This window comes from Enterobacter sp. K510, from assembly GCF_055804875.1.
The window spans coordinates 30,410-56,633 of sequence record NZ_JBNRLQ010000010.1 but is presented as its reverse complement, the minus strand read 5'-3'; the positions used below and the strand labels follow the sequence as shown (position 1 = coordinate 56,633).

Genomic DNA, 26,224 nt, shown 5'->3' with positions numbered 1-26,224 from the left:
ACGTCACCGTTTATAGTCGGCAATCTTGTGGTGAGGTAAGCCTAAGACTGGCCGGGGATCAATTTTTCTGTCTGTACATGCGAACGGGCAGGAAAGCAAAGGAATAAAGGGATAGGGCGTATCCGTAAACGTCCGGGAGAAGGTACGGCAGAATGCCGGGACCTGAATGCAAAAACCCCCTGAAATCTGCAATCAACTTGGCGGAAGGTTCAGATATTCAGGGGGTCATAAAGCAGGCGCGCTGCCTGTGAAGGATTATAACGCATGCACCATATAAAACAACACCCGGCCGCCATAAGTTCTGGAGCCGGTGACTGAACAAATTAACCTCACATCAAGACAATGTTATGTGGTCAATCCCGCGCCGGTATTTACCCGGCCTGCACACCACAGGCACAATCTCCCTGCTTATAACAAGCAGCTCGTTGACACGGTATCCGGCCGTGACGTAGCGCGCTGGGCAGGCTTCTACTTCTATGATGCCTTTCATCACAGGACAAACAAGCCTGTGGTGCGTCAGCGTCACTTCAATAAACATCGTGCCCGCGCCATCAATGCGCTGGTTCAGGCGATGGTCTATCACCTCAATATCGTCAGCGGCACCATTCCGGTCAGCTTTACGACGCTTGCGCGTGAATCCGGTCTGGCCACAACCTCAGCCGCCGGTAATGAATCGATTACGCGCGCGACCCGGGCAGCCCACGATCTGGCTGCGTTCGGCCTCATCACTTACAAACTTCTCTGGGACAAAGTGACCCGCCAGTTCTTCCCGGCAGACATCGAGGTCACAGACCGGTTCTTTGATATGGCCGGCAGTAATCCGCAGGCCTGGGAAAAAGCGCGTAACCAGCAGCTGGCCTGGATTAACCTCGGGCTGGCCAAAAAAGGCGAGAAACCGCTCACCCGGACTGAGGCCACGCGCCGGCAGAAGGAAAAGCTGGTCGAAATCGCCTGGCAGCGGCGCAAAACGGCACAGGACATCCGCCGTAAACGCAAAATTGCCGCGCTGGCAGCCCGAAAAGACGAAACCGATCTGCGACACCAGATATCCTGCCAGATCCAGCACGAGCTGAGCCAGGGCCTTCACGAAGGCCTGACCCTGGACGGCTTCCGTAAGCTGGTTAACCAGCGTCTGCTCTGGATACAGACGGTGGCCCGACAGCAGGAATAACCCCCCTCCCTTCATTATCTGCCGGAAGGCAGAGGCTTACCCGTATCCGCGCGCCGGCGCAGCCTGTTTTGTAACCACATTCCCCCCTGTTTCCCCTTTTCTGTGCGATCCTTTTTGCCTCAGCGCGATCCTTTTTTCCGGTTATCTCCATATAGTTGCAAACGGCTCAGAAAATTCTATGCAATCAGAAGCATGGATGCGTAGTGACTGTCTTTACTTCCTAAAGGTATTTTAAATATAAGAGCCACGGCTCTGTTGATAATGCCTTCGCCGGCAGCGGCCTGACGGCCACGCGCTCAGAAAGAGGTAGCTCCCGCCGCAGGCGGCGGGCCTCGTCCGTGTCAGACGCCGGCACCCGTGAAAATTTATCCCCCCGAAAAGCCGCCCCGCCCCGGGCCGCAGGCCCGGAACAGAGTGGCTTTATGAGGGATGTTGTAACTAGGAAAAGGAGTGGCGTCAGGAAGTGTGGCGTTGAGTTCTGCTTACACGCTCGTAGCTCGCGTAAACGCTCGCACGCGGAGATACGCTTCCTCTGCGGCCTCCGGCCTTGATGAAGCCACTCCGGCCGCGCAATGAAGCGCCTGCGTCGTTTTAAGCGGGGTTAGTCTGGCAGGAAGGGGGGGGTATCAGGACATCTTCATGTCACCAGGCGGCAAAGCCGCGCGACGGCGACACCGTACTTCAGCGTAAAACCAGACTGCCTTTGTCGCCTTTATGCGCTGCGCGCATCAAAAGTCCGGACGGTCTTAAGCCTCACACAAAACACCCCAGGACCAGCAGATGCAGCACGTACATGACGTAAAAGAAGCGCCCCGGTAAAAAACGCGGGGAGCCGGCAGGCTGAAGTGAACCGGCTGTGATGACAGCGGCGACCGGCAGCACCAGTGTGGGGAGCACCGCCACAGTCAGCGTGTCCAGGGGGCGGCTGAGAAGATGCGCGGATCCGTTCAGGATGATGAGGGATATTACGGCAGCCGCAGCGGAAAACGCCTGTATCCTGCCGGTACGGGCGGCAAAAAAGGTGGCCAGCGACAGACTGAGAACGATACCCTGGATACCGTAACTTGCCGGCATCAGCGGGAGGACAAACAGTGCGAGCAGCCCTGTCCCGGCTGTAACGCCGGGCAGGCCGTGCCGGTGTCGCAGGGCAAGCAGCTGCGTGGCGGCGGCGAAGACGAACAGTATATTGAGCGCGTACCACGGCTGCTGCTCCCGGAAGGCAAACACAAAGACCGGCTGCGTCAGCAGTGCCCATCCCCAGAGCCGGTTTGCCCGGCGCTGGAGACGTTCCGGTCGCTGTCCCGCATTGATCGCCCAGACCAGGACGAACAGCGGAAAGGCCATCCGGCCCAGCGCATACAGTTCCGGTACCGGCGGGTGCAGAAACAGGGTATTGATGTGATCGACCAGCATCGCGGCCAGTGCCATCAGCTTGAGCAGGTCCAGCGCTCCGGGGCTGCTTATGCCCGGACAGTTCCTCATTTTTATAAACAGAGGCTGCAGTGACATCTTGCTGACTTTCATAGCGATCCTTTTGTGGTGAACACTGCGAAGTAATATAATTTTGCGCCCACAGCCAGAAGGCACGCCCGTAATAATCGGGAACCTTTACTCTGGCTTTAATGAGTATCTTTTTTGCGACAGATTCTGTTCTGTCCCGGAGGATCAACATTGCCTGATTTTTGTTGCCCTGCTCAATGGCTATAGTAAATAAATGAAAACAGTTCATAACATTCCTTCCTGATGACATTATTGTTATCGGCAGCGTTTCGGAATGTTTTATGCTAAATCTTGTTATGTCGCGTATGTTTTCATGTATCAGCGATCCACCTTTACTATGCCACAGTCAAATACATAATTGCGAAAAATTTTATATGATTATACGGTTTACCAGCAGATGCTGTTCGTTCATTTACATGTAATTATATGGTACAGTCAAAGATAGCGTAATAGTATCAACATCTATACTTTATATTAGTTTGCATAAAGGAGATTCAGGTAACAGAAAAGAGAATTTCTGATTTTACTGAGAAATATTTTGTGAGCTGGGTTGCTAAAATTATCCGGGCAGACTTCAGTTCTGAAAAGGAAAATGATGACGCTATCTTTCATTTCGCACGTTTAACGGAACATCCTGCGGGCTGGAACCTCATTTTCCGTCCGGAAGCAGGGTCAGATGCTTCAGCTGAGGGTATCGTTAATACAGTTAAGCAATGGCGGGCTGCTCACGGCAAGCCGGGTTTCAAAGCGGAGTAAATTATATGGCTGTAAAAAAACCAATCAGTCATCTTCACGAGTGCACGCCTTTTTTGCGAGTTAATGAATATTAGAGGTAAACCACGGATACGGGGATTGCCACAATAAAAATAGCCATGTAGTAAATGGCGTAAATAAAATTTTTCATAGGCGTTTCGGTATAGAAGCCAGTCATCCAGGACTCGCGGGATGAAAATTTAAGCGCGAGTTTCTCTATGGCTTTCTTGCAAAAGGAAATAACTGGCTATTGATAAGTAAAATGATAATAAGCACCTTAACGTCAGGTTGATCGAGGTCCTCACGAATTAAATAAACAGCTATAAAATAAGTTATAAGACCCCAGTGAATGTTCATGAAGCAATACATCTGTATCGCATCCTTCTTTTAAAATTATTCATATCCATCATCATAGCGGCGCGGATATACAGCACCTTTTCTTCTGACTCGCCCTTATATTCATTTGACGAGACTACAGAGAGCGACTCAGGGGAGGAAGATAGTTCCCGGCCCGCGCAAAAATATCTCTCCTTGCCATCAGATTTTCTTTCACTTCTGGCTAAATTCACGCCTCCTTATTCTCTCCGGGCTGGAGGCTGGATTTCACGGATACTGCTTAGATCAAGGCGATAGGGACTCCATGCGCCGCTTCCGGTTGCTATGCCTGTGGACTTTCTGAAGCGCCGGCCGCATTCACTGATCCACATTGTTCTGGTTTCACGCAGCCTGACCGGTCAGGGCCTGTAGTGTTCAGTCATAATCCCCTTATGAGTCATCGGCATACGGTTTTTTTTCGTCAGGTACTGGATGTTCCTTATCTGACGAATCGCCACAAAGTCTATTCATCCCCTGACGGACAAATTCATCTTCGCTCATCAGTGGCCAGCGGATACGGTGTCGCTGCAGCTCCTGTGCCTGGCCGGGGGTGAAACCCGCGCGGTCCAGCAGGTCAGCCAGCGCGGCTTCTGTGTCGTCTTCACTGGCGGCAGCCGTAAGCGGAAACGCCTCCGGAATTGAACGAAGAATGTGCAGCCGCCGCGCTGGCGCAGGCTGCGCCCGGAATGATTCACCGGGCATCACCATGACCCGACGTATCGTGTCCGTCAGGCCGCTTATCTCAAGCGCCCGGAGTTCCGCGTCCAGCTGGCGGAACCAGGTACCTGTCTGGTCCGCCGGTGCGGTGCTTTTCAGTGACCCCTCATCCGGCGTGTCGCTTTCGTTGATCTGCATCCGGACAGGAATACCGACATCATGGCAGGCATGCAACCAGGTTGCCACCTGCAGGGGATCGCCCGGCAGACGTGTCACCTCCCCTGCTGAGTTCCACAGCTGCAGGGAGGTGGTGCCGTCGAGGCGAATAACGTAATCGCCCCGGCATAACATATGCCAGCGGCCCTCCAGCTGCATCGGCCTATCGTCAGCCTGGGTACCCAGGCAGATCTGCCCGTACAGGTGCATTATACAAGGTAGAAAATGCTTCACATATGCCTAGAATATGCCTTTTTGTTTACTTTCATTTCTGGCAGTCGTCTCCGTCGTGACGCGATCCTGAATGGGGGGAGTTCCCCGATACCGACAGGAGTTTTGAAATGTTTAATGACATTATCCCGCTGGCACAGCTGGCATACAGAACGGAAGTGGCAAGAAGTGAGTACCGGGAAAAAGGTACCGAAAGTGCCTGGCGTAATTATGAGGACCTGTACCTGGCTCTCGGATGCCGGGCAGTGTATCCGGGGCGGTTGACTGTCAGGTGCCCGATCGCGTTACTGTTGATGGTATTGCTGGCCATCAATGCAGAGTGAACCGGCAGCGGCGCCTGACTGCGAACACAGCCCGGAAACGGGCTGTGTTTTTAGATAAAAGACTTTTACCGTTTACTTAACTCATTTGGGGGAAACATTTCCCGAAGAGCTTTAGTTGTAAGATCGTCGATTTTCTGTTGAAGGGCTTGCCTTTCTTCATCTTCATCAAAAATTTTATCTGCCTTATCGCGGAGCCACGCGTACATATCCTCTCCACGTTTATTAAAAGACGAGAGATTTATTGGACGCGTTTCTATAGATCCTTCGATTTCCCCAATTCTTCGTAACAGGGTACCTATCACCCCTTGCGACTCGACGGCTTCACTCACAATATAGTCCGGATACTCATCAAACTGATCCAGCGTCAAATCTATGTACTCTCCGTCCAGCATGACAATTACATGGCCGTGAAAAGTTGAGTTTTCCAACCCACTGCCATTCATGTAAATAATGAAGGGATGGCCACATTTTTTATCCGTGAGATACTGTGCAAGACAATTACTGGCCATATCGCAGCTGCCGTGCGGAAAATTATGCAAATCAGTTGTCCATCGCCCCAGGTGACGGCATTCCTCCGAGCATTCCCCTTTAGCCAGTACCAGAGCTTTACGAAAAGCCCGGACTCGAAACTCAATATCTTCTCTCATACTCTTTCCCTCCGATAAAATTATCTGACCGGCATCGATGTTCCTCTTGTCCCGTTCTCACCGGTGTCAGTGTTCCTCATTCATGCGGATGGCATCCTCAATTGCTGCTGTCATTCCGGATAAGGGGGGTATTTGCTTCGCTTTTAGTTCCCGAAATTTTTCGCGCGCAGGGATGCCTAAAAAACGGTTCACATGATCAAGGTTAAGCTTCAGATACTGACCCCGGTTGCTGCTGACGGGCGTTCTGAGGTTAAGCAACATCTGCAGAAAAGCCCTGTCGGTCAGAACGATTTCGCTGGCCCACTCTCTGACAACTTCATCGCCCGCAAGCTCGGCCCAAGCTGACAGGAAAATTGACAGGTAAGGAACTTGTGACAGTTCTCTCCGGATCCGCGTTTCTTTAAGCCGTGTAGTTAACGCCAGGCGTAGCTGCTCTGCCTCCTCGGCAGTAAAAATGTCTGTCTTATTCGTGCTTTGTGCGCTGCGCTTCGGCAGAAAATCACGCAGATATAATGCGGCCCATGCAAAGGCTTCTGCCTTACGGAAAAGACGGGAAATGAAACGTACCGTCTCCCTGCGTCTCCCTGACAGCAGCTGTTGTATCAGCTGCGTGACGAGTAAGTCGATACCGATGTCTTCCTGACGAAAAAAAAGATTTCTTTCACGATAAAAGGGCAGGATGCGATCGCTACAGCGGAAAAAGAACGTCAGAAGATTGCGCTGAACCACGTCACCTGAGTTTTCTGTGAGCCCGGGAGTGAGGCGCGTCAGGATATGCTCAAACCAGGTTCGGGAGGATATGCCGTTATCCGTAACGCTATTCAAAAGGCGTGCTTCCAGCGCAGCATAATCACTGGCCGCAAGCTCAATAATCTGCTGAATATCGGCGTCAGACATCACGTTCTGAGGAGCTGAAAATGAAAAATAATAGCGCCAGTAGGTAATGCTCCCCAGCCGGCGCTGATTTGTAGCCTGCTCCGCCTCGGCTGTACGCTGGCTTTCAAAGATCCGCAGGTGCTCTCTGTCAAATCCGGTAATGCCTGGCAGCCACGTAACCAGTTCCCACGGAGAAGCGGCCCTGGATGCTCCGAACTTCTCCAGTGAGGTGAAAAGCCTGTCGATCAGTATCTTCGTCTCTTCCTCCCCAACCGAACCGTCACGACTGACAACCACTGACCATGCAGTCAGGTAATCTTCAGTCCAGGAGGCAAACTCAGGATTTACGGTATTAATAAGCTGCAGAAGACACAAATCAGGAAAATACACATAATCCCGCAGTCCGTGGTACCGGAAACGTATGGCATTGAGTGCCTGGTTTACTTCCCGTGGTGTGGAAAGCCGCTCTCCGTAGACCTCGACAAATTGCTCCAGCAACCGCTCACTGTATGCATCAGGCTCACGCCCGCTGACCTCGCGCCCTATTAGCAGGGCGCTTTCACGAAACTGCCTACGCAGGGTAAAGCTCTCCGGTCGGGGAAGAGCAAATGACAGCGGGATTATTTTCTGCAGATAAAGCCGTCCGTCCGGTACACCCAGCCCGCGCTCAACAGCATGTGCCAGCACCTCCCTGTCATAACACATGACATAGCGAAACCTGGAGAAATCAGCCACTGAACGAACCATACGTAATATTTCGACCGCCTGGGCGGGCTCAAGTCTGTCCAGATCGTCAATAACGATGATAAAACTGATCCCAAGGGCTGTGATTTTATTTTCAAGTTCTGCGCGCAGTTCTGCTGCCGTTTTCTGCCGTTGTTGCAGGTCTGTTTCTCCCAGCGTCTCCATCACATCGGCGGCAATCTCAAATCCGGGCACGCCTAATTTACCGGCCAGACGAGCAACCGGGGCAAGCCTGCGGGAGGTCTGCTGCGCATAGTTAACCAGCGTACCGGTTACCGTCGTCACGTTACGTATATCCTCCTGAGCCGCGGTTTCATACTTCGCCAGCCTGCCCGCAATGGTCAGCAACAACGACGTTACCGGACTCTCGTCCGGAGAAATAAGCCACGGTGAAAACGGCACGATTTCGGTAGCAGCCGGAGCCTTCTGTCTGAGCCGGGCAGTCAGCAGGTTAAGGAGACTCGTTTTCCCTGATCCCCATTTGCCCTCAATACCGATAACGGTGCTGATATTTTCATCCAGTTCGCAAATGCTCCGGGCCAGCCCGTCCGCAATGGCTGAAAAACCGTAGCGGTCATCTTCAGCTTTTATAACCGGCCCCTCAAAACCGGCACGTGCAAGTTCTGTTCCGGCAGCCATTTATAAATCCCCGTACAGGGCGCGCAGCTCTGCTAGCACAGGGGCAGCGACCGGCGCGTTCACTTCGGCCAGAAATGCAGTTTCCAGCGCCAGATAGTTGTCGGCCGGCATAGAGATATGGATGCCGTTCAGACCGAGGATGGCATCAATGCCTTCCGCACGCGGAATATACACTGACACGTGCTTATCCCGGCTGTGCCAGCCGTGCAGCACCGGTTGCGCCGCGCGAGCCTGCAGCTGGCGAACCAGTGCGCTGAACACCTCCCAGCCCATCGCCGTCACCACGCACCCTGCCGCAACAATGAGACCAAAAGTGGGTGCCTCCCACCCCCTGCCAGGCAGCTGGGGCGCGCGGTTACCGCTTACCTGAACATGCAGACGGATACCACCGACCTCAGCCGTCAGATTCAGATCCTCAGTGACCAGTCCGGTCGCGGCCACCCAGGCCTTCATCTCCTGTTCATCCAGGGCCTGCGCCTTCACGACCAGCGGAAATATCAGCCGGAGACGATCAGGAGTGCAGATCTGCGCCAAGGCCTCGTCGGGAAAGTTCTGCAGCTCAAGCGCACCGGAGGAGAGCGGGCGAAGCAGGTACTCTGCCCAAGATGGATCCACATGTCGGGGCATGACGGCCATAAAGCGCTGCGTTTCTTCCCGGTAGTTCTTCCCCGGCAGATCGAAGGTCCGGTTGATGTAAAAGGTGTCCACCTCAATCTTATGCGCTTCGGCATAAAGCAGCGCGTCAAAGGTGATGTTCATGAGAGCCTCAATAACCGGCCAGCTCACGTAGCCGCTGCCGTAGAGGCAGGCCCGGTGAGCATGGTCAAAAAGCCAGCGCAGCTCTGCATGCCTGAGGGTCTGCCGTCCGAAGAACTCGCCGCGGACGATTTTCTTGTAGAGCGATTCACTTGTGCCGGCAGGATCGGCGTTCAGCGCCAGCGAATCGTCGTCCGGCACCGCAGACATGAGCTTCTCCTCGATGAAGCGGCCCGCAAGGGCATTAACGGACGTGGCCTCGGCGGACGCACGGGATTTGAGGCTCTCGATCAGTTTTTTGGGAAAACGCAGGTTCAGCTGGCTCAGCATGGGATATTCCATATAGAAAAGACAATTAATGCTATCATAGCACTATGTCTGCTTCGGTATCTTTCATAATGCTTATTTTTAAGCATCTTGTGATGCGACGAAAAGTTCTGCCTGCTTGAAGACATTATCTTTCATCACACCGGCTATTCATTTTTCCCGCTGAGATCCGAAAAAAGGCAAAGTCGGATCAATGACAATGAGCGGTCTGGAGAGATGAAGGAGGAAGCAGCTGGTAAGAATTGTCGTACGAAGGGGATGACTTCCAGAACTGGCAGACAGTTCGCCTTGAGCGAACAGTGGACATATGATGTTTAGAAACTGCGCGATTTGCAGTTACGCAATAAAGTAAAGATGGTTAATTCCAGTTTGACTGACGTCATTACTGGCCATTATTTCCGCATGTGCTCTTTCTTCCTGATTGAGGAGCACGATTTGCACGGAGCGAGTGCAATCAACACGGCGGAGACTGGGACAGGGGCGTCAGATTCGTTTATTCACAGAAGCGGGGGATAAGCTCGTGGGTAATGGACAGAAAGTGCTGTCTGTAGAATCTGCCGGGGATTTATACTGACAGCCATGATCATCACAGAAAGATACGGGATAGCAGATGTCAGTTGAATGGGTGGATGTGGCTGATAGTGCTGTTAAAATCGGGCTGGGTGCGTTAATCACCATTGTTGGCGGTTGGATTACATTAAAATTAACACACCGCCATGAAATCAGGAAAGAAGCAGTGGCTCAACGACTGCGAGATATAGAGAAAAAAACAGACCGCTATATAGATTTCCTTTCTTCATCGCAATTGCTGATGCAAAAATATCTTTATGATTCATGTAACCCAGGCAGTGAGGATTACACCGATTATATGCGGTTACATAATGTTGTGAGTCTCACATCTACGTCAGAATTGCGAGCCTATGCTTTTGATACTCAGGCAAAAGTATCGCAATTTATCCTGCTCAGAAAACCCAGTGATATTATTGACTCCTGCCGTGATGCCGCGAGAAATTCCGTTTCTGTGCTTCAGGGGGTAGTGAGTGCCGAATTGCTTCAAGATAAAGCTGCACTTCAGGGCAAACCCCATGCATGGTGGGCGTTTTGGCAGAGGTAAGGCAGAACATGTAGACAGAAGTTCCTGTTTGCCCAAGGGAAGCAAAATTAGGTCATCGGCGTAGCTGCGCAGAGCGGGTGAGGTCGCTTTACCGGAACACCTGTCCGGGCGACACTGCAGGACACGGGGATCTCTACCGTTATTTGTTGTAGGTATCAAAGCCTAACTGAAATGCTAGGTCAGCCAGCTCAAGTACTGCCTTATTTCCGTCTGGAATTTTCCTTGCCATCTCATTACGGTACTTAAGATTGGCAATAATGGCATCGTTTATGTTTTCGCCCTTTGCAGCTGCACCGCTTCCAATATTACACATGGAGATCAGCTGCTTTTTCGAAGGCCGAAAATCGTAGGCACTGTTTGGTGTAATCATTGCTGCACGGATTAAAGATGAAGCGATGGACTCGCATCGCTCTGCCGCTCCGACTACGCTGACATACATGCAGCCAGCAATAATGAGAGTAGTAATAGCTTTCATTGAGGATCCTGTCTGTTAAGAGTTAGGAATTTTACCAGATGCCACCGCTGGACAGAAACACCTGAACAACCAAAGAGCGCGCAGTTTTATGCCAAAAATTGAACAGCTGAACATCTGCTCCTAGCACTAAGCTGAACTCCATCCGCCGGCTTTCAGCCCCAGAGGAGGTTCCTGCTTTAACTCCCTCACATCATTTATTACCGGCATGAAGCCAACGACATATATACCGTATCCAGCTCTTGTCCATTAATACGTGCCAGACTTCTGGGCATGAGACCATAAGTTAAGCATAGATGGAATATGAGCTGCCAACCGCGACGAGACAGCATTAACTACACAATCCATATTTCCTGAACCAAAAGACAAAAATTTTAATAAAGTATACATGCCTATCAATTTTGAAAAAAAGGTGGTTGCTGCGTATATTCTTTCCAGGAGCTTTGATATGGTCTTGAGAATCAATTCGTGAGGTACTTAATGGCTAATAACCCGATAACAATCAGACAAAATTTTAAAATCGGTGAGCTTGATGCTGAGTCAGACTCGGTATTGCTTGACAGTTGTTTCATTGACAGTGGTTATCTAAAAAAGTTACTTGATCCCCATGATAATTCCTCAATCGTAAGGGGAAGAACCGGGGCAGGTAAAAGTGCTCTTTTACATATGGTTACGACTCATGCCTATAAGTGTAGGCGACTGGATCCCAATGATATATCTATAAGATTTCTGGAGCAATCTGATATAATTGCATTTTTTGTAGCGCTCAATGTTAATCTGGACATGTTCTATAAGATATTATGGCGACATATATTAATTATGGAGTTGCTTAAGTTACGGCATGATATTAGGAGTGAGTCAGACACGAACAACTTCTTCACTGGCATTATGAACCGCCTAAAAAAAGATGAAATCAAAAGAAAAGCCCTGGAGTATTTCAGAGAATGGGGGGATAAGTTTTGGATAGATACTGACGCCCATCTCAGGGAAATTACGCGGAAACTTGAGCGAGATACGAAAGCCTCGATCGGAGGTGAACTAAGCGGTATTGCGCTTAATGCTGAATATGCAAAAAAGTTGACAGAAGAGCAGGTCCTTGATGTCAAGAAACGTGCAACGGAAGTTGTAAGCGGACTGCAAATTCAGAAGCTAAACGAAATCTTGACACTTCTCGCTGATTATTCATTTGATGATCCACAGAAAAAGTATTTTATTGTTATCGATCAACTTGATGAAAACTGGGCAGAAAACGAAACAAGATATAAATTTATCCGGGCACTTATTGAAGAGATAAAGGTGTTCCGTAAAATTAAGAATATTAAAATTATCGTCGCTTTAAGGCTGGATCTCCTACGCTCGGTGTTCAACCTTACAAGAGGCTCTGGGTTTCAGGAAGAAAAATATGAATCTTATATCCTTGATATTAAATGGACTCCAGAGCAACTTATTGAGTTAGTTCAGAAGCGAGTGAGTGAAGTCTACCGAAGACAGTACACCCGCGAGAACGTTAAAATTCAGGATATTTTTCCTAAGCCTAAAGGGGGGCCAACCGGTCTGACTCCACTAGAATATGTAATTGAAAGGACACTTCTCAGACCACGGGATGTGCTGCAATATATCAATGAATGCTTCAGTATTGCTCTCGATCGAGAACGCATATCGTGGGGGACTATCCAGAAAGCAGAGTCGGCCTATTCACTGAAGCGTTTACGTTCTTTGAAAGAAGAGTGGGGAGACATTTATCCCTCATTCGAGGAGACAATAGAGTTACTTCGTAATCTGCCTGATAAATTTTCAAGAACGGATATTACACGCAGCAATATAGATGCTGTTATTACCGAACTGTCAATACAGGGAACAATAGATCCCTGTGCCGTCATCGCAAACAAAATGTTAAATGGTGAAAGTCGGGAAACAGATGTTATAAATGAAATCTTGTTGTGTGTTTATAATCTTGGTGTAGTGGGCTTTAAGATTAGCAGCCTGACCCCTTATAAGTGGTCATTTAGGGATAGTACACCTGCAACTAAAAATGAAATTAAGCGGGCCAGTGGTATGAAAATCCATAAAATGTTGCATTCAGCCCTTGACATTAGAATAAATCCAGACAGACGTTTTGAGAAAGAAAAAGAGGAGTCGGAGGATGAAGAGGACAATGTATAATCAAATTCAAGATTGAAGGGATTTTCGCTTATAGAATCATATGTTCACGTTCGTGCAATGATTTGCAGTGGCTATAATATACCGTAGATTAGAGGTGTCAGCTGCTTGCCTGCAACTGACACTCCTATAAAAACGTCCGGGAATCCCCTAATTCACCCAGTCTTCCAGCACCAGGTCCGGCACCCGCTCAAACTCCCTCACATTATTCGTCACCAAGATAGCACCGGCGGCAATGGCATGCCCGGCGATCGCCGTATCGTTCGGCCCGATCGGCGTCCCGGCGAGGCGCAGCGCCACCTTTATGTCCGTGGTCGCATCCACTGCGGCGCGGTCCCAGGGCAGGATAGCATCGAGGCGGGCGCAGAACGCGTCGACCAGCTCGATGTGCCGCGGTGAGGCCTTCGGCCCGGTGGAGCCGAAGCGCATCTCGGAGTAGGTAATGGCCGAGACAACGATGCGCTGGTTGCGCAGCACCGCCTGCTCCAGACGCTTCAGTACGGCTTCCGGCTGCTCGCGCATGATGAACGAGCAGATACAGGTGTCGAGCATATACGTTTTGTTCACAGGTCAAATCGTCCTTCGTCGGTGACAACGTCCTCACGCTCCGCCATAAAGTCCGCATCGGCCTTTTCGAGCTGCGCGAATGAGCCCCAGGTCGGCCGGACGGGACGCAGGATGATGCTGTCCCCTTCCCGGACGATCTCCAGCTCGCTCACCCCCTCAAAATCCAGGTCGCGGGGGAGGCGGATGGCGCGGTTGTTGCCATTTTTGAAAATAGATACGGTTCTCATAGGTTTTATCCCTTGAAGTCCTTAGCCCGAAAAGTGAGCAAGGTCTGCTAATAATACAGACCAGTAACGTTGAGACGGCCAGAGTAAAGCTACTGCATATGTATAGTATATGCAGATACAACACATATGTATAGGGTTTGCATATGCAGATGGCAGGTATATGACTATACCTTACATATGCAGATGCCACGTATATGGATATGTTCAACCTATACGGGTTCCTCTCTTTTTCACCCAAGATCCGAAAACCGGTAAAGTCGGATCTCCAGACTACAGCCGGGTTGCTTTGGCTAAAAAAGCCTGAGATGGAAGCAGGGGAGTAAGCTGATATAATGATGTAAGAACAAATCTTACATTAAGAAGCGGAGGGGTTATGGCCCGTACGATGACGGTGGACGTGGGTGATGAGCTGCGGGAATTTATCGATTCCCTGGTTAAGGCCGGTGATTACCGCACCCAGAGCGAGGTCATGCGTGACGCGTTGCGTCTGCTGCGTGAGAAGCAGGCTGAATCCCGTCTTCAGGAACTGCGCGATCTGCTGGCTGAAGGGCTCAGCAGCGGCGAGGCGAAACCCTGGAACAGGGATGCATTCCTGAATAATGTCAGGGCCAGGGTGGCAAATGAAAGAGATTGAGCTGACTTCCAAAGCAGAAGAAGATCTGGAAGCAATCTGGGACTACAGCTTCCGACAGTTCGGGATTGTTCAGGCGGATGCGTATATCGGGCGTATAGCAGCGGTGTTTGACGTTCTGGCCATGCATGACATAGGCACGCATCGCGCGGAGCTGGGAGACAATATCTGCTCGCTGCCGGTGGAACAGCACATGATCTATTTTGTGTCATCACATTCGGTGGTTACGATCATTCGTATTCTCAGCCAGTCTCAGGATACGGCGCGGCATGAACCCTGGATATAGGATATAACCAGGAACAAAAATAATAATTAAAAACAATATGATACTGATATTTTTTTCATGAACTGAATTCTCGCGCAACATAAGTTAAATTTTATTTGATCAGGGCCAATTATGATAATGGTGATGGATGCTTTTAATGACACTTATTAATTACGAAAAAAAACGCTCCCGGCGGGAGCGTAAGCCAGTGATTTCGGCGTCAAATGAGGGTCTGACAAGTGGAGCTGCGGGTTAATTCTGGGTGATCTGGCTGCGATGCTTTTCAGCCTGCTGCTGATGAATCACTGAAGACTGACCATTATTCGCCTTCTCGTGTACAACAGCGGCTTTCTCATGCTCGTTCATTTCGGAAAATGATTTTGCTGTTTCGTTAGAAGCTGCTGGCTTGGATTTCATCATTTTTTTATGCATTTCAGCCATGTCCTGATGGGCAGTAGCGTTGCCGTTTTGCATCATTTCATGGGTCATTGCAGCCTGATCGTGACCGCTCATATCCATCATTGTCATACTGTCTCCCTGAACAGCGCTTTTTTCAGAGGTTGACTGCATCTGATGGGCGGGTGCCTGGGCATTATTTACCTGGTCATGCATGTTCATTGTCTCTGCAGCCATGGCGGATGAAGCGACAGCCATAATGGCAACAAATGATACAAGGATCTTTTTCATGGTTGGGTCTCCGGTGTTTTCATACCCAAACAATCAACGGCTTATAACAGAGAAAGCATTTGATCTCAGGGTGGGTTATTCATCACGCCAGGAACCAGACGACTGAGTATCTCGCTGCTCCTGATTTATGAATGATTATAAAAAACCGCCTCTGTTTATCGCGTGACTGAATGATGACATTTTTGTCACCTTCAATATTTCTTCTGAATAACGGTATTAACTTCTTAACAGACGCACACTGAACACAATTTCCCGCCCCTGCTGTACTGCTGACAGCTCGCCGCCGTGAGCATGAATGATCGACCTCGTAATTGACAATCCCAGCCCCGCGCCTTCCGTGTTATGGACCCTTGATGAGTCTGCGCGATAGAACCGGTCAAACAAACGTTCCAGATTAGCGGGAACCGGGCCAGACATCGTATTTGTAATCATCACGTTCACACAGTCGCTGTCACGCTCAAGGCGTATCGCTGTACAGGTGTTATCGGGAGAATACTTGATTGCATTGGAAAGCAGGTTACTGAAAGCACGGCGCAGCATATCGCTGTCTCCGGCAACAACGCCCTCTCCTTCAACCGTGATTGTCTTTCCTGTTTCGTCTGCCAGGGGCTCGAATAACTCACGTAATTCATTCAGTTCGGCGGTCAGATCCACATCATGTTTATCCAGCTGCAGCAGACCATGCTCTGAACGTGCCAGAAAAAGCATGTCACTGGTCATTCGAGACAGCCTTTTCAGTTCTTCCAGGTTAGCGAATAAAATTTCGCGATAATGCGAAACATCCCTTTCCTTAGCCAGTGCAAACTGCGTCTGCATCATCAGATTACTGACCGGGGTGCGCAGCTCATGCGCGATGTCAGACGAGAAATCTGACAGTTTCCGGAATGACCCCTCCAGGCGATCGAACATGTTATTGAACTCCTGCATGGTCTCAGAGATTTCCGGCGGAGCCAGATCGGGATTAAGACGCTGATCCAGGCTGTGTACGGTCATGGAGGAAGCCAGACTGGTCATTTCCCGTAACGGTTTCAGACCAATACGTGTGGTCAGCCAGCCCAGAAAAATAGAAATAAAGACCAGACCGATATTGAACCAGAACAGCCAGGTACTGAGCTTATCCATAAACAGGGTGTGATACCCAGTATCCGTGGCAACCGTAATGATGAAATGTTTGCTTTTACCCTGTTCCGGCGTCACGGCAACCCGCCGCGAGATACTGCGGTACACGGTATTATTTTCTTCCGTCTGGATCATATAATCGAGAATATCACCCGATTTATTAAGCAGGATCGCTGGAACAACAGAATTTTTGGCATACAGTTCCACAATTTTTTCATTTTCCATATTTTTTATAGAAATAAATAAGCCATTGTGCCCCACCATCGCATCGTTTATTTTTTCTGATAATGACTTAATATCCGTTTTGTTCCTGAACGTCTCCGTTTTAAGGAATTCTTCGGTGAGCTGAAGTTTACCTGTCAGAAAATCGCGATCCTGATTATCGAAATAGCCATTAAGGGTGCTAATCAGGATAAAACTTGATAACCACCATACCGTAAGCATCACTGCAGAAAAAATCAGGCTCAGGCGTGTGGTCAGGGAAATTTTGAACCTCACTCTTCTCTGATCTCCAGGACATATCCGGCACCGCGAACGGTATGGATCAGTTTTGGCTCAAAGTCATCATCAATTTTACTTCTCAGACGTCTCACGGCGACATCAATCACATTCGTATCACTGTCAAAGTTCATATTCCAGACCAGGGACGAGATAAGACTCCTGGGTAACACTTCTCCGGTGCGTTGCAACAGCAACTCAAGCAGAACGTATTCTTTACCGGTGAGATGGATCTTCTTCCCCGAACGGATCACGGTCCGGCGCACCACATCAACTGTCATATCAGCGATGGTGCAAACCGTGGCGGCCTGCGAGCGTGCGCGGCGCAGCAAGGTTCTTACACGTGCAACCAGCTCCGTAAAATCGAAGGGCTTAATCAGGTAGTCATCTGCACCAAGCTCCAGTCCTTTCACTTTGTCCCGCACGTTGTCCTTTGCGGTTAAAAACAGGACCGGCTCTTCGTGCCCGGACGCCCTCAGGGCACTGATGATTTGCCACCCGTCGAGGAAAGGCAGCATCACGTCCAGTATTATCAAATCATACTGTCCCTTCGACGCGGCCCCGAGACCATCGCGGCCATTATTAAAGAGATCGGCCTGATAGCCTTCCTCAACCAGTCCCTGCTGCAGGTAACGACCTGTTTTTTGTTCGTCTTCAACGATTAAAATACGCTGCATGGTCAACTCGCTGATATGAAAGTAAAAATCTCACGCATGAGCTTTGGCTGTCCCCTAGCTGACCTGAGACGGAGCAAGCATTCCGAGCCACGCTACGGCGCCCAGAATGATAATCGCAACAACGAATTCTGTCAGGATGCTGTTTCGCATCAGGGCAACGCTGCGATCATAATTCCCTTCCCTGACCATAACTTCAAGCCGGGGACCCAGGTGAAACCGGTTTGCTGCAGCCAGAAGAAGCATCAGAACAAACAGAGCCGTCTTGGCAAGCAATATCCTCCCCCAGGAACTGTTGAATAAGGGAGTTAAGTTACCCTCAGCAATATACAGATAGTTGACCAGCGCACTCAGGCTCAGGGCTACAACAATCACCGTTCCTGCCGTGGCAAATTTTGCCAGGGAGTCAGATATCACAATGACGCTCTGTGCATTATGCTCGTTTCTGCGCATCAGCAGGATAGCAAATGCAACCAGAGCACCTGTCCAGGCACCTGCAGCGCCGAGATGGGTCAGATCGCTCAGTAAATGGAGATAGTAATGCAGACCGTCATGCATAACGGCGTGTCCTCCCCAGGCAAGTGTAGCCAGCGCCACGCCCCCACTCATCGTCATCAGCAGGCAGGACAATACTCTCTTATTAGTGTAAAGGAACAAAGCACCGAGTGTGGTAAACAGGGCACAGAGCCTGACAATCCAGCTAATACCCACATCAGTTTCTTCTATCACCATCTCGATAACATGGATGGATAATTCTCTGAGGTCAGTTACTCCACTCATGGCATTAGATACCAGGAGCATATTAATGCCAGTAAGAATGATGCCTGTAACAACAGCAAAGGTTATAAACGACCTGAAATTAGTCAGGTTATAGGTTTCATGTCTGACACCGCTTATTCCATATATCTGAAAAAATGGCAATCCAAATATTACCATCAAATCCAGATAAAGAAGAAAACGAATAACAATCATAATCAGGTCGTTCATAATATTACTTCACTGTAAAGGTGTAATTACCGGTAATAGGGTGCGTATCTGAAGAAACCGCGCGCCAGTCAACACGATAAGTGCCAGCGGGTAAAGGCTCTCGCGGAATAATGACCATCGATTTAGGGTCAGCGCCTGGCGCCACTTTTGCCGCGACCGGCATCGGAGAATGTGATGACATGCCTTTCATACCCGTCATCGTTAATTTTGCACCTGAGAATTTCACGGTCAGATTTTCCGAGAAATTAAGCTGAATCTTTTCCGGGGCCGCTACGGCTGAATCAGCCTGTGGCACAGAGCTTTTTAATTCCGGATGGGCCATAGCAGAGAAAGCAACGCCCATAACGAGGCCACCTGTAAGAATGGCTTTATTTAAAATCGACATTTTATTTACCTGTTTAGTTGAGTGTTTTATATCAGTGCGTTAAAACCAGATTCTGGCTCCCGCCAGGAATACTACCTGATGGTCTTTCTCACCTTCTCTTTTCGCCATATCGGATGTTTTCCCGTAAAGTTGATTCCAGGAAACGCCTATATAGGGTGCAAACTCACGGCGTATTTCATAGCGCAGCCGGAGCCCCAGCTCTGTGTCAGTCAGTCCCCTGCCGCGACCCCGCGATTCATCATCCTGACTGTAGAAATTCACCTCATAGGATGGCTGGAGTATGAGCCGGTTAGTCAGTAAAACGTCGTATTCTCCTCCCAGACGAAGGGCTGCTTTTCCGCCATTACTGACAAAACCCGTAATTTCAGACTCAAAATTATAGAGTGCCAGCCCCTGAAAACCGACAGCAGCCCAGGTCCGGGCAGAAGCAGGTCTGAAATCCTGCCTGACACCCGCAACCAAATCCCACCATGGGCCAACCGCATGTCCCCAGAGTAACTGCGCTTCAGCCGCCTCCGTTTCCCCATTGCTTCGTTCACCTTCACTCTTTAGCCAAATCCGATCTGTGTCGCCTCCAATCCAGCTGTTAACACTCCAGCTGAAATTGTTGGTGTTATCCGACCGTTGCCATTCCAGTTGATCCAGCAGAACCAGATAATTAATCGCACTGTCGTGAATCGCATGCCCCTGTAAATTGCCGAATGCAGCCTTCCGGTCGGCATCGGTAACAGGCGGAATTGGCGTTCTGCTCTCAGTTACAATGGGCTCCATTGACGTCATCTCAGTGAAATTCTCATCTGCTGGCATCTGCATGGCAGACATGTCGTGCCCGGCGTGGGGATCTGCAGAGACGGAGCCCGCCGCAATAGAAAGCTGTGAGGTAAACAAACCGGCGACCAGAACAGGTATGGCCTTCAAATTTCTCTTCATTCGCATCATTCCTCCACCCGGACTTCACGAAACATTCCCATTTCCATGTGATAGAGCAAATGGCAGTGATACGCCCAGCGGCCAAGCGCATCTGCTGTCACTCTGTAACTGCGTTTTGTACCAGGGGGAACATCTATTGTGTGTTTACGAACCATGAAATTACCGTTTTCATCTTCCAGATCGCTCCACATACCATGCAGGTGAATGGGGTGAGTCATCATGGTATCGTTGATCAGCGTGATCCTGAGCCGCTCACCGTATTTCAGCAGCACCGGTGCGGCATCTGAAAACTTGATTCCGTTAAATGACCAGGCAAACTTTTCCATGTGGCCGGTTAAATGCAGTTCTATGGTACGGCCAGGTTCACGTCCGTCAGGATCCTCAAAGCGGCTTTTCAAATCCGCGTACGTGAGAACCTTTCTTCCGTTATTTCGAAGACCAATACCCGGATCATTTAATTTCGGAGAGACGCTCATCGCCTGCATATCAACCAGTGGGTTATCCGTTTCTGACGCAGGATGACTTTGCATACCCGGCATTCCGGCCATCCGGGAATGATCCATACCGGCCATGCTGCTGTGATCCATGGGCGCGGAGGATGTCCCGCTATCCGGAAGGTCAGCACCGTCCATAGACATCATCTCTCCGCTGTTATCCATGCCTCCCATCTGGCTGTGGTCCATTCCTGCCATATCATGTCCCATTCCCCCCATACCCATATCTTCCATGGTCAACAGAGGACGGGGATCGAGGGGGGGAACGGCAGCACTTAACCCCTCTCTCGTGGCCAGTGTCCCTCGAGCGTAACCGGTCCTGTCCATGGATTGTGCGAAGATGGTATAGGCCTCACCCTGAGGCTCCACAATGACATCATAGGTTTCGGCAACGGCAATCCTGAATTCGTCAACGGTAACCGGGTTTACATACTGGCCATCTGCAGCCACGACCGTCATTTTCAGCCCGGGGATACGGATATCGAAATAGGTCATTGCCGAGCCGTTGATAAACCGTAAGCGTATCTTTTCACCGGGACGGAACAGTCCGGTCCAGTTTTTCAGCGGGGCCTGCCCGTTCATGAGATAGGTGTAGGTGTAGCCACTGACATCCGCGAGGTCAGTCGGATTCATTTTCATTTCAGCCCACATTTTCCGATCGGCAATGGTGGCTGACAGCCCCCTGGTATTCACGTCGCGGAAAAAAGAGCCAACGGTTGGTTTATTGAAATTGTAGTAATCCGACTGTTTTTTTAATTTTTTCAGCAGGCTGTGAGGATTTTCATCGGTCCAGTCAGACAACATGACCACATGCTCACGATCGTAAGCAAACGGTTCTGGCTCCCTGGCATCGATGATAATGGCACCGTATACCCCCTCCTGTTCCTGCAGACCGGAATGGCTGTGGTACCAGTAAGTCCCGTTCTGCTTAACCTTAAAGGTGTAAACGTAGGTATCATCAGGCTCTATGCCCATAAAACTCAGCCCCGGAACACCATCCATATTGGCCGGAAGAATAATGCCGTGCCAGTGAATGGACGTCTGTTCATTAAGACGGTTTTTGACCTTCAGGGTAATGGTGTCACCTTCTTTCCAGCGAAGAACGGGCCCCGGCAGGCCTCCATTGATTGTTTTGGCCTGACGCTCACTGCCCGTGATATTGACGGCCGTTTCACCAATGGTCAGGTCAAACTGAGTACCCTGCAGGGATGCGGCAACTGGCAGGCTCAGACTGGAACGCGCATTGAAACTCCATACGCCAAGACTTCCGGCTACGCCAGAGAGGGTTAACCCCTTCAGGAAAGTTCGTCGAGACGTTTTCAACAGCATGCGCATTCCCTTATTTAAAGTATGGTTACTGACAGAATTCGAGAACCGATTTAAATTAAATTACTGGTTCATCCACTTACAATGAAATGAAGCTAGCACACCTTAAGAAACAAATTCATTACAATCGTGTAATGTACATAGCTGTATTACATTTACGTCATCTTCCCCACAGGTTGATTATTTTTATATATGATCATAAGGACATCTTTTATGTACCTCAGAAGGTAATTACACATGAATATATTAATCACGACCACTGCGTTTACAGCTTTATTTTGTGGGGCAGCTTTTGCTCAGTCCAGTGATATTGCCCATGAAGCACATCGATTTGTTAATAATGCCTCAGCCGTCAGTCATGTGAATTCCTCGACGCATGAAAACTTACCGGACAGGGTTAATAAAAACAACACGCCCTCATTCTCTGAAATGAATGAACATGAAAGGGCCATTGTTGCTCATTCATTTATGAACAACAGCGCGTCCTATGCGCATCAGAAAATGATTGAGGAACATAAAAAAATGCTGTCCGGCAGTGATGCAAATTCAAAGACCTCGTCTTCTTCTTTTAACGAACTGAATGCCGGAGAAAAAGCCGCTCTCGTGCATGAGCAGGTCAATAATGCCGGTGCGGAAGCACATCAGACGCAGGCAAGAAAGCTTCGCGGGCTGTATTCGACCAGGTAACTGCAGGCGGGTTAGTGCTTAGCGTCAGGTGCGCAGCAGGGCTTTACTGACGGGTTACGTAGCAGGACATGAGCCCCATATTGCTCTGCCGTAACCTGTTTCAGTCCCGTTAATCATCACCGTCGGGCTGGTCATACAGTTCCCAGAGCTTCAGGAGCAAACGGGAAACAAGATATGTTACAAAAATGACGACCATCAACGGTGCTCCCGATTAACTGACAGATGACACGCCTCCTGAAAACCCCTAGCATACGCCGCAGTGTTCATGCTAACGGCGAATTCCAGTAAATGTATTCTACCGATGTCGTAAAAGAAAATGCCTACCTTTCAGCCACCCGCTCGGGGCTGGAATCGAACGAGATCGCTACTCTTCAGCGCTCCTTGCCTTCCCGGTTTAATCTGCGGCATTTGAAAAAAAATGAATCATTAAAACTCGTACTGCAAAAGAAAGCGGGAAAATCACGTGTCGTGGCCTATAAATTTACGTCCGGTTCATTTAATTACACGGCGTATCGTATATCAGATAAAAAGTTCTATAACCTTTCCGATACTTCCGGGAAAGGCAGTCTCGATTATCCGTTACCGGCCACAGCAAGACTCAGTTCGCCTTTCAATCCTGCAAGACTTAACCCGGTATCGGGAAAAGTGAGTCCCCATAATGGCATTGATTATTCCATGCCCATGAACACGAAAATAGTCAGCGTCATCGACGGAAAAATCACCCGGGCCGAATACAACAGTACCATGGGATATTTTGTTGAAGTAACGGGAAAAGCCGGTGTTAAAACTCGCTATCTCCACCTCAATAAAATACTCGTTACTAAAGGGGCCAGGGTTACACGGGGAGGTGCTATTGCGTTATCCGGTAACAGCGGACGTTCATCCGGTCCTCATCTGCATTACGAGCTGGTCATCAATAACAACTCTGTTAACTCTCTGGCGTTCCGGGCAGCGGCACCCGCTGATAACAAACTCGAACAGCATGCCTTTGCGCATGCCAGAGACTACGAACGATACCTGGACTGATAACGGGACCGCGACGCGGCCCCGTCTGCCGGATTAATTTTTTTTATCGTTTTCACTTCCGTGATGTTGATGATCTCCATGCCCTCCGTGGCCGTGGAAAAGATGCATTAGCGGGCAGACCAGCAATAACAGATATGGCCAGTAACCTGCCACATGTGACCAGTGTTCGCGCAGGAGAGCAAATGCCGCGATCGCGGCGACAGCAATAAGCGCATAGGTGGTACTTTTCATACTGGACTCCTTCTGTTCGTAACTGACCCTTCACTCAGTGTTATTTCCCGAGCCTGACACTTTTCAGACGCAACGCATTCACAATGACGCTGACGGAGGAAAGAGCCATGGCCGCCGCCGCAATAACTGGCGACAGCAGTATTCCATACACAGGATAAAGCAGACCTGCAGCCACAGGCACGCCAAGTGCGTTGTAGATAAATGCAAAAAACAGATTCTGACGGATATTTTTCATGGTGATCTCTGACAGATGACGGGCCCTGTTCAGTATCATCAAGTCGCCTTTGAGAAGGGTGACTCCGGCACTTTCAATTGCCACATCTGTACCCGTTCCCATGGCTATACCCACGTCAGCCGCTGCCAGCGCCGGGGCATCATTCACACCGTCTCCGGCCATCGCAACCACATGGCCAGACGCTTTCAGTCGGGTTATCACTGCTTTTTTGCCATCCGGCAGAATTCCGGCTTCAACCTCATCTATTCCCAGTTTCCGTGCGACTGCTTCAGCAGTAAGCTGGTTATCCCCGGTGAGCATAACAATGCGGATCCCCGCCTGACGCAAAGCTTTAAGCGCATCCGGCGTGGTTGTTTTCACGGGATCCGAGATAGCTATCAGGCCTGCAAGGTCCCCGTCTGTGGCCACATAGATAACGGTAGCGCCTTCCATCCGCAACGTATCCGCAACGGCCTTTTGATTATCAATAACGATACTGTTTTCCTGCATAGCCAGTTCATTACCAATAACAACCCGTTGACCTTCGACATCGCCTGAGACACCTTTACCCGACGGTGCATCGAAATGAGTGACTGCGGGTATTGCGATCCCCTTTTCCTGTGCTGCTTTAACTACAGCCATACCCAGCGGATGCTGCGAGCCTTTTTCCACTGCGGCTGTTACACGCAAAAGAGATGTTTCCCCACCCGGATTGAGACTGATAATCCCTGTCACCGTAGGCGAACCTTCCGTGAGCGTGCCTGTTTTGTCGACAACCAGCGTGTCCACTTTTTCAAGACGCTCAAGGGCTTCGGCATTCCTGATTAACACCCCGGCCTGGGCTCCTTTGCCCACCCCCACCATTATCGACATCGGCGTGGCCAGCCCCAGCGCGCAGGGACAGGCAATAATCAGGACCGACACAGCCGCAATGAGACCGTGCGCCATCCTGGGCTCGGGCCCCCAGACAGACCAGATCACGAAAGCAACAACCGCGATAAGTATCACCAGAGGAACAAACCAGCCTGAAACGCTGTCAGCCATTCTCTGGATGGGGGCACGCGAACGCTGTGCATCAGCGACCATCTGAACAATTCGTGAGAGCATTGTTTCATCACCGACTTTCTCTGCACGGATGATGAGACTCCCTGTCTGATTAATGGTCCCCCCGATGACAGGGTCACCCTCCGTTTTGGTAACCGGCATAGATTCCCCGGTCACCATCGATTCATCAACGGTTGTTTTGCCTTCGATCACAATACCGTCGACCGGAATACTCTCTCCAGGTCTGATGCGGAGCTTATCGCCAGGCAGAACATCTTCCGCATTAATATCCGTTTCATGACCGTCATGATCCAGCCGCCTGGCGGTTTTGGGGGCAAGATTCAGTAGTGCAGTAATGGCACCTGAGGTTTGTTCCCGTGCCCGCAGCTCAAGAACCTGTCCCAGCAGAACAAGCACCGTAATAACTGCTGCGGCTTCAAAATAAACGGCCACCAGGCCATCCATGTTTCTGAACGATGCAGGAAACCAGGAGGGGAAGACGGTTGCAATGACGCTGTACACCCAGGCTACGCCGGTGCCCATTGCAACAAGGGTAAACATATTCAGGGAGCGGTTACGTAACGACATTCCGGCCCGGGCGAAGAATGGCCAGCCACACCACAACACGACAGGAGAGGCCAGAAGCAGCTGCAGCCATGTGTTGTACTGTGGCGGTACTGTATTCCTCAAGGCGGGAAACAGATGAGATCCCATTTCGAGTACCAGAACCGGAAACGCCAGCAACAACCCCAGCCAGAAGCGTCTTGTCATGTCGCGAAGTTCATCACTTGGCCCCGTGGATGCCGTAGCTACGAGCGGCTCCAGTGCCATTCCACAGACAGGACAGCTTCCGGGACCACTGCGGCGTATCTCCGGGTGCATCGGACATGTCCACACACCTTCAGAATTCTCTTTCTCCGCCTGGTGGTGAGGCTGTTTTATCTGATCAGGGCTGACTTCGTGATGATCGTGGTGATGGTGATGGGAATGTTCACTGGCATCTTCGGTAAGATAACGATCGGGATGGGCTTTAAATTTACTATCACAGCTGGCGGAGCAGAAATAAAGTTGATGGTCCTGGTATCGAATGCTGCTGTGCGCCCTGTCGGGCAGGATGGCCATCCCGCACACGGGATCTCTCACCTTATGCAATACGTGGCTCTCGTCCGGGGATAATGTCTGCTCAGAAGCAGTCTGGTTGTTGTGTTGCACTGCATTGTCATTTTTCACAGTAACTCTCCTTATGCATACCGAAGCATCTTCTGTCTTCA

Annotated in this window: 26 protein-coding genes; 9 read left to right on the top strand and 17 right to left on the bottom strand. The window is 50.1% G+C overall.

The genetic code is table 11. The annotated features are described in order from the left end of the window. Nucleotides 1–310: 310 nt before the first annotated feature. Entirely contained in the window at nt 311–1,171 is an 861-nt protein-coding gene (gene repA, locus ACQUTD_RS17210; protein ID WP_318256908.1) for a plasmid replication initiator RepA, read from the top strand. Between the two features lie 753 nt (nt 1,172–1,924). Here repA and ACQUTD_RS17205 read toward each other — a convergent pair. Further along, nucleotides 1,925–2,695, bottom strand: a complete 771-nt coding sequence (locus ACQUTD_RS17205) for a TraX family protein (protein WP_254915063.1) — start codon at nt 2,693–2,695, stop codon at nt 1,925–1,927. A gap of 468 nt (nt 2,696–3,163) precedes the next feature. Here ACQUTD_RS17205 and ACQUTD_RS17200 point away from each other — a divergent pair, with 468 nt between their 5' ends. Beyond that, nucleotides 3,164–3,427 carry a bacteriocin immunity protein gene (locus tag ACQUTD_RS17200; protein WP_088222270.1) on the top strand — a complete coding sequence of 88 codons (264 nt, stop codon included), beginning with the start codon at nt 3,164–3,166 and terminating at the stop codon, nt 3,425–3,427. Between the two features lie 762 nt (nt 3,428–4,189). Here ACQUTD_RS17200 and ACQUTD_RS17195 read toward each other — a convergent pair. Next, nucleotides 4,190–4,831 carry a hypothetical protein gene (locus tag ACQUTD_RS17195; protein ID WP_176400602.1) on the bottom strand — a complete coding sequence of 214 codons (642 nt, stop codon included), beginning with the start codon at nt 4,829–4,831 and terminating at the stop codon, nt 4,190–4,192. 182 nt (nt 4,832–5,013) lie between these two features. On the opposite strand from ACQUTD_RS17195, the gene ACQUTD_RS17190 reads away from it, so the two are divergent. Beyond that, nucleotides 5,014–5,226: a hypothetical protein gene (locus tag ACQUTD_RS17190; protein WP_088222268.1), complete on the top strand. Its 213-nt coding sequence runs from the start codon at nt 5,014–5,016 to the stop codon at nt 5,224–5,226. A 65-nt stretch (nt 5,227–5,291) separates the two neighbouring features. Here the strand turns inward: ACQUTD_RS17190 and ACQUTD_RS17185 are convergent, their stop codons facing one another. From ACQUTD_RS17185 to ACQUTD_RS17175, 3 genes are all read right to left on the bottom strand, one after another. Further along, nucleotides 5,292–5,873 carry a hypothetical protein gene (locus ACQUTD_RS17185; protein WP_176400601.1) on the bottom strand — a complete coding sequence of 194 codons (582 nt, stop codon included), beginning with the start codon at nt 5,871–5,873 and terminating at the stop codon, nt 5,292–5,294. 66 nt (nt 5,874–5,939) lie between these two features. Continuing rightward, the gene (locus ACQUTD_RS17180) at nt 5,940–8,132 is read right to left on the bottom strand and encodes a KAP family P-loop NTPase fold protein (protein WP_088222267.1); all 2,193 of its coding nucleotides are present in this window, start codon (nt 8,130–8,132) and stop codon (nt 5,940–5,942) included. Continuing rightward, on the bottom strand, nt 8,133–9,218 hold the full coding sequence (locus tag ACQUTD_RS17175) for a hypothetical protein (protein ID WP_088222266.1): 1,086 nt from the start codon (nt 9,216–9,218) through the stop codon (nt 8,133–8,135). It abuts the gene before it with no gap. Nucleotides 9,219–9,825: 607 nt separating this feature from the next. On the opposite strand from ACQUTD_RS17175, the gene ACQUTD_RS17170 reads away from it, so the two are divergent. Beyond that, nucleotides 9,826–10,329, top strand: coding sequence for a peptidase M14 (locus ACQUTD_RS17170; RefSeq protein WP_088222265.1), 504 nt, complete (start codon nt 9,826–9,828; stop codon nt 10,327–10,329). Between the two features lie 139 nt (nt 10,330–10,468). On the opposite strand, the gene ACQUTD_RS17165 is transcribed toward ACQUTD_RS17170, so the two are convergent. After that, the gene (locus ACQUTD_RS17165) at nt 10,469–10,804 is read right to left on the bottom strand and encodes a hypothetical protein (protein WP_088222264.1); all 336 of its coding nucleotides are present in this window, start codon (nt 10,802–10,804) and stop codon (nt 10,469–10,471) included. Between the two features lie 477 nt (nt 10,805–11,281). On the opposite strand from ACQUTD_RS17165, the gene ACQUTD_RS17160 reads away from it, so the two are divergent. Then, nucleotides 11,282–12,964 (top strand): P-loop ATPase, Sll1717 family, encoded by a 1,683-nt coding sequence (locus ACQUTD_RS17160; protein WP_088222263.1) that lies wholly within the window; start codon nt 11,282–11,284, stop codon nt 12,962–12,964. A gap of 147 nt (nt 12,965–13,111) precedes the next feature. Here ACQUTD_RS17160 and ACQUTD_RS17155 read toward each other — a convergent pair whose 3' ends face one another. Then, nucleotides 13,112–13,528, bottom strand: a complete 417-nt coding sequence (locus ACQUTD_RS17155; RefSeq protein ID WP_088222262.1) for a type II toxin-antitoxin system VapC family toxin — start codon at nt 13,526–13,528, stop codon at nt 13,112–13,114. Then, nucleotides 13,525–13,755 carry a type II toxin-antitoxin system VapB family antitoxin gene (gene vapB / locus ACQUTD_RS17150; RefSeq protein ID WP_088222261.1) on the bottom strand — a complete coding sequence of 77 codons (231 nt, stop codon included), beginning with the start codon at nt 13,753–13,755 and terminating at the stop codon, nt 13,525–13,527. Before vapB ends, ACQUTD_RS17155 begins: the two co-directional genes overlap by 4 nt. Nucleotides 13,756–14,128: 373 nt before the next feature. Between vapB and ACQUTD_RS17145 the strand changes: the two genes are divergently transcribed. After that, the gene (locus ACQUTD_RS17145; RefSeq protein ID WP_040219223.1) at nt 14,129–14,389 is read left to right on the top strand and encodes a type II toxin-antitoxin system ParD family antitoxin; all 261 of its coding nucleotides are present in this window, start codon (nt 14,129–14,131) and stop codon (nt 14,387–14,389) included. After that, nucleotides 14,355–14,672: a type II toxin-antitoxin system RelE/ParE family toxin gene (locus tag ACQUTD_RS17140; protein ID WP_373275706.1), complete on the top strand. Its 318-nt coding sequence runs from the start codon at nt 14,355–14,357 to the stop codon at nt 14,670–14,672. Before ACQUTD_RS17145 ends, ACQUTD_RS17140 begins: the two co-directional genes overlap by 35 nt. Before the next feature lie 231 nt (nt 14,673–14,903). Here ACQUTD_RS17140 and pcoE read toward each other — a convergent pair whose 3' ends face one another. The 7 genes from pcoE to pcoA form a co-directional block, all read right to left on the bottom strand. Next, nucleotides 14,904–15,338 carry a copper resistance system metallochaperone PcoE gene (gene pcoE / locus ACQUTD_RS17135; RefSeq protein WP_088222260.1) on the bottom strand — a complete coding sequence of 145 codons (435 nt, stop codon included), beginning with the start codon at nt 15,336–15,338 and terminating at the stop codon, nt 14,904–14,906. 216 nt (nt 15,339–15,554) lie between these two features. Then, nucleotides 15,555–16,955 carry a copper resistance membrane spanning protein PcoS gene (gene pcoS, locus ACQUTD_RS17130; protein WP_045334617.1) on the bottom strand — a complete coding sequence of 467 codons (1,401 nt, stop codon included), beginning with the start codon at nt 16,953–16,955 and terminating at the stop codon, nt 15,555–15,557. Next, nucleotides 16,952–17,632, bottom strand: a complete 681-nt coding sequence (gene pcoR, locus ACQUTD_RS17125; RefSeq protein WP_314121242.1) for a copper response regulator transcription factor PcoR — start codon at nt 17,630–17,632, stop codon at nt 16,952–16,954. Before pcoR ends, pcoS begins: the two co-directional genes overlap by 4 nt. Before the next feature lie 54 nt (nt 17,633–17,686). Next, nucleotides 17,687–18,565, bottom strand: coding sequence for a copper resistance inner membrane protein PcoD (gene pcoD, locus ACQUTD_RS17120; protein ID WP_314121240.1), 879 nt, complete (start codon nt 18,563–18,565; stop codon nt 17,687–17,689). Nucleotides 18,566–18,620: 55 nt separating this feature from the next. Then, nucleotides 18,621–19,001: a copper resistance system metallochaperone PcoC gene (pcoC, locus tag ACQUTD_RS17115; protein ID WP_000025662.1), complete on the bottom strand. Its 381-nt coding sequence runs from the start codon at nt 18,999–19,001 to the stop codon at nt 18,621–18,623. 39 nt (nt 19,002–19,040) lie between these two features. Next, complete coding sequence (gene pcoB, locus ACQUTD_RS17110) at nt 19,041–19,931, bottom strand: copper resistance outer membrane transporter PcoB (RefSeq protein ID WP_001378118.1); 891 nt, start codon at nt 19,929–19,931, stop codon at nt 19,041–19,043. Between the two features lie 5 nt (nt 19,932–19,936). Further along, nucleotides 19,937–21,754, bottom strand: a complete 1,818-nt coding sequence (pcoA, locus tag ACQUTD_RS17105) for a multicopper oxidase PcoA (protein WP_000925242.1) — start codon at nt 21,752–21,754, stop codon at nt 19,937–19,939. Nucleotides 21,755–21,988: 234 nt separating this feature from the next. On the opposite strand from pcoA, the gene ACQUTD_RS17100 reads away from it, so the two are divergent. After that, on the top strand, nt 21,989–22,438 hold the full coding sequence (locus ACQUTD_RS17100; protein ID WP_001023257.1) for a copper resistance protein: 450 nt from the start codon (nt 21,989–21,991) through the stop codon (nt 22,436–22,438). 288 nt (nt 22,439–22,726) lie between these two features. Next, a complete protein-coding gene (locus tag ACQUTD_RS17095; RefSeq protein ID WP_044865871.1) occupies nt 22,727–23,464 on the top strand; it encodes a peptidoglycan DD-metalloendopeptidase family protein in 738 nt (245 codons plus the stop codon). Between the two features lie 33 nt (nt 23,465–23,497). On the opposite strand, the gene ACQUTD_RS17090 is transcribed toward ACQUTD_RS17095, so the two are convergent. Next, nucleotides 23,498–23,695, bottom strand: coding sequence for a DUF2933 domain-containing protein (locus ACQUTD_RS17090; protein ID WP_000843494.1), 198 nt, complete (start codon nt 23,693–23,695; stop codon nt 23,498–23,500). Between the two features lie 40 nt (nt 23,696–23,735). Then, nucleotides 23,736–26,183 (bottom strand): Ag(+)-translocating P-type ATPase SilP, encoded by a 2,448-nt coding sequence (gene silP / locus ACQUTD_RS17085; protein ID WP_088222257.1) that lies wholly within the window; start codon nt 26,181–26,183, stop codon nt 23,736–23,738. Nucleotides 26,184–26,224: the final 41 nt, after the last annotated feature.

Excerpts from the sequence above, each read along its gene's own strand:
- ACQUTD_RS17170 (WP_088222265.1), top strand. The coding sequence starts at position 9,826 with ATGTCAGTTGAATGGGTGGATGTGGCTGATAGTGCTGTTAAAATCGGG.
- ACQUTD_RS17090 (WP_000843494.1), bottom strand. The coding sequence starts at position 23,695 with ATGAAAAGTACCACCTATGCGCTTATTGCTGTCGCCGCGATCGCGGCA.
- ACQUTD_RS17140 (WP_373275706.1), top strand. The coding sequence starts at position 14,355 with ATGTCAGGGCCAGGGTGGCAAATGAAAGAGATTGAGCTGACTTCCAAA.
- ACQUTD_RS17175 (WP_088222266.1), bottom strand. The coding sequence starts at position 9,218 with ATGCTGAGCCAGCTGAACCTGCGTTTTCCCAAAAAACTGATCGAGAGC.
- pcoC (WP_000025662.1), bottom strand. The coding sequence starts at position 19,001 with ATGTCGATTTTAAATAAAGCCATTCTTACAGGTGGCCTCGTTATGGGC.
- pcoA (WP_000925242.1), bottom strand. The coding sequence starts at position 21,754 with ATGCTGTTGAAAACGTCTCGACGAACTTTCCTGAAGGGGTTAACCCTC.
- ACQUTD_RS17185 (WP_176400601.1), bottom strand. The coding sequence starts at position 5,873 with ATGAGAGAAGATATTGAGTTTCGAGTCCGGGCTTTTCGTAAAGCTCTG.
- pcoD (WP_314121240.1), bottom strand. The coding sequence starts at position 18,565 with ATGGTAATATTTGGATTGCCATTTTTTCAGATATATGGAATAAGCGGT.
- ACQUTD_RS17095 (WP_044865871.1), top strand. The coding sequence starts at position 22,727 with ATGTATTCTACCGATGTCGTAAAAGAAAATGCCTACCTTTCAGCCACC.
- pcoB (WP_001378118.1), bottom strand. The coding sequence starts at position 19,931 with ATGAAGAGAAATTTGAAGGCCATACCTGTTCTGGTCGCCGGTTTGTTT.
- ACQUTD_RS17145 (WP_040219223.1), top strand. The coding sequence starts at position 14,129 with ATGGCCCGTACGATGACGGTGGACGTGGGTGATGAGCTGCGGGAATTT.
- pcoE (WP_088222260.1), bottom strand. The coding sequence starts at position 15,338 with ATGAAAAAGATCCTTGTATCATTTGTTGCCATTATGGCTGTCGCTTCA.
- ACQUTD_RS17195 (WP_176400602.1), bottom strand. The coding sequence starts at position 4,831 with ATGCAGCTGGAGGGCCGCTGGCATATGTTATGCCGGGGCGATTACGTT.
- vapB (WP_088222261.1), bottom strand. The coding sequence starts at position 13,755 with ATGAGAACCGTATCTATTTTCAAAAATGGCAACAACCGCGCCATCCGC.
- ACQUTD_RS17180 (WP_088222267.1), bottom strand. The coding sequence starts at position 8,132 with ATGGCTGCCGGAACAGAACTTGCACGTGCCGGTTTTGAGGGGCCGGTT.
- ACQUTD_RS17160 (WP_088222263.1), top strand. The coding sequence starts at position 11,282 with ATGGCTAATAACCCGATAACAATCAGACAAAATTTTAAAATCGGTGAG.
- pcoR (WP_314121242.1), bottom strand. The coding sequence starts at position 17,632 with ATGCAGCGTATTTTAATCGTTGAAGACGAACAAAAAACAGGTCGTTAC.
- ACQUTD_RS17100 (WP_001023257.1), top strand. The coding sequence starts at position 21,989 with ATGAATATATTAATCACGACCACTGCGTTTACAGCTTTATTTTGTGGG.
- ACQUTD_RS17190 (WP_088222268.1), top strand. The coding sequence starts at position 5,014 with ATGTTTAATGACATTATCCCGCTGGCACAGCTGGCATACAGAACGGAA.
- ACQUTD_RS17205 (WP_254915063.1), bottom strand. The coding sequence starts at position 2,695 with ATGAAAGTCAGCAAGATGTCACTGCAGCCTCTGTTTATAAAAATGAGG.
- ACQUTD_RS17165 (WP_088222264.1), bottom strand. The coding sequence starts at position 10,804 with ATGAAAGCTATTACTACTCTCATTATTGCTGGCTGCATGTATGTCAGC.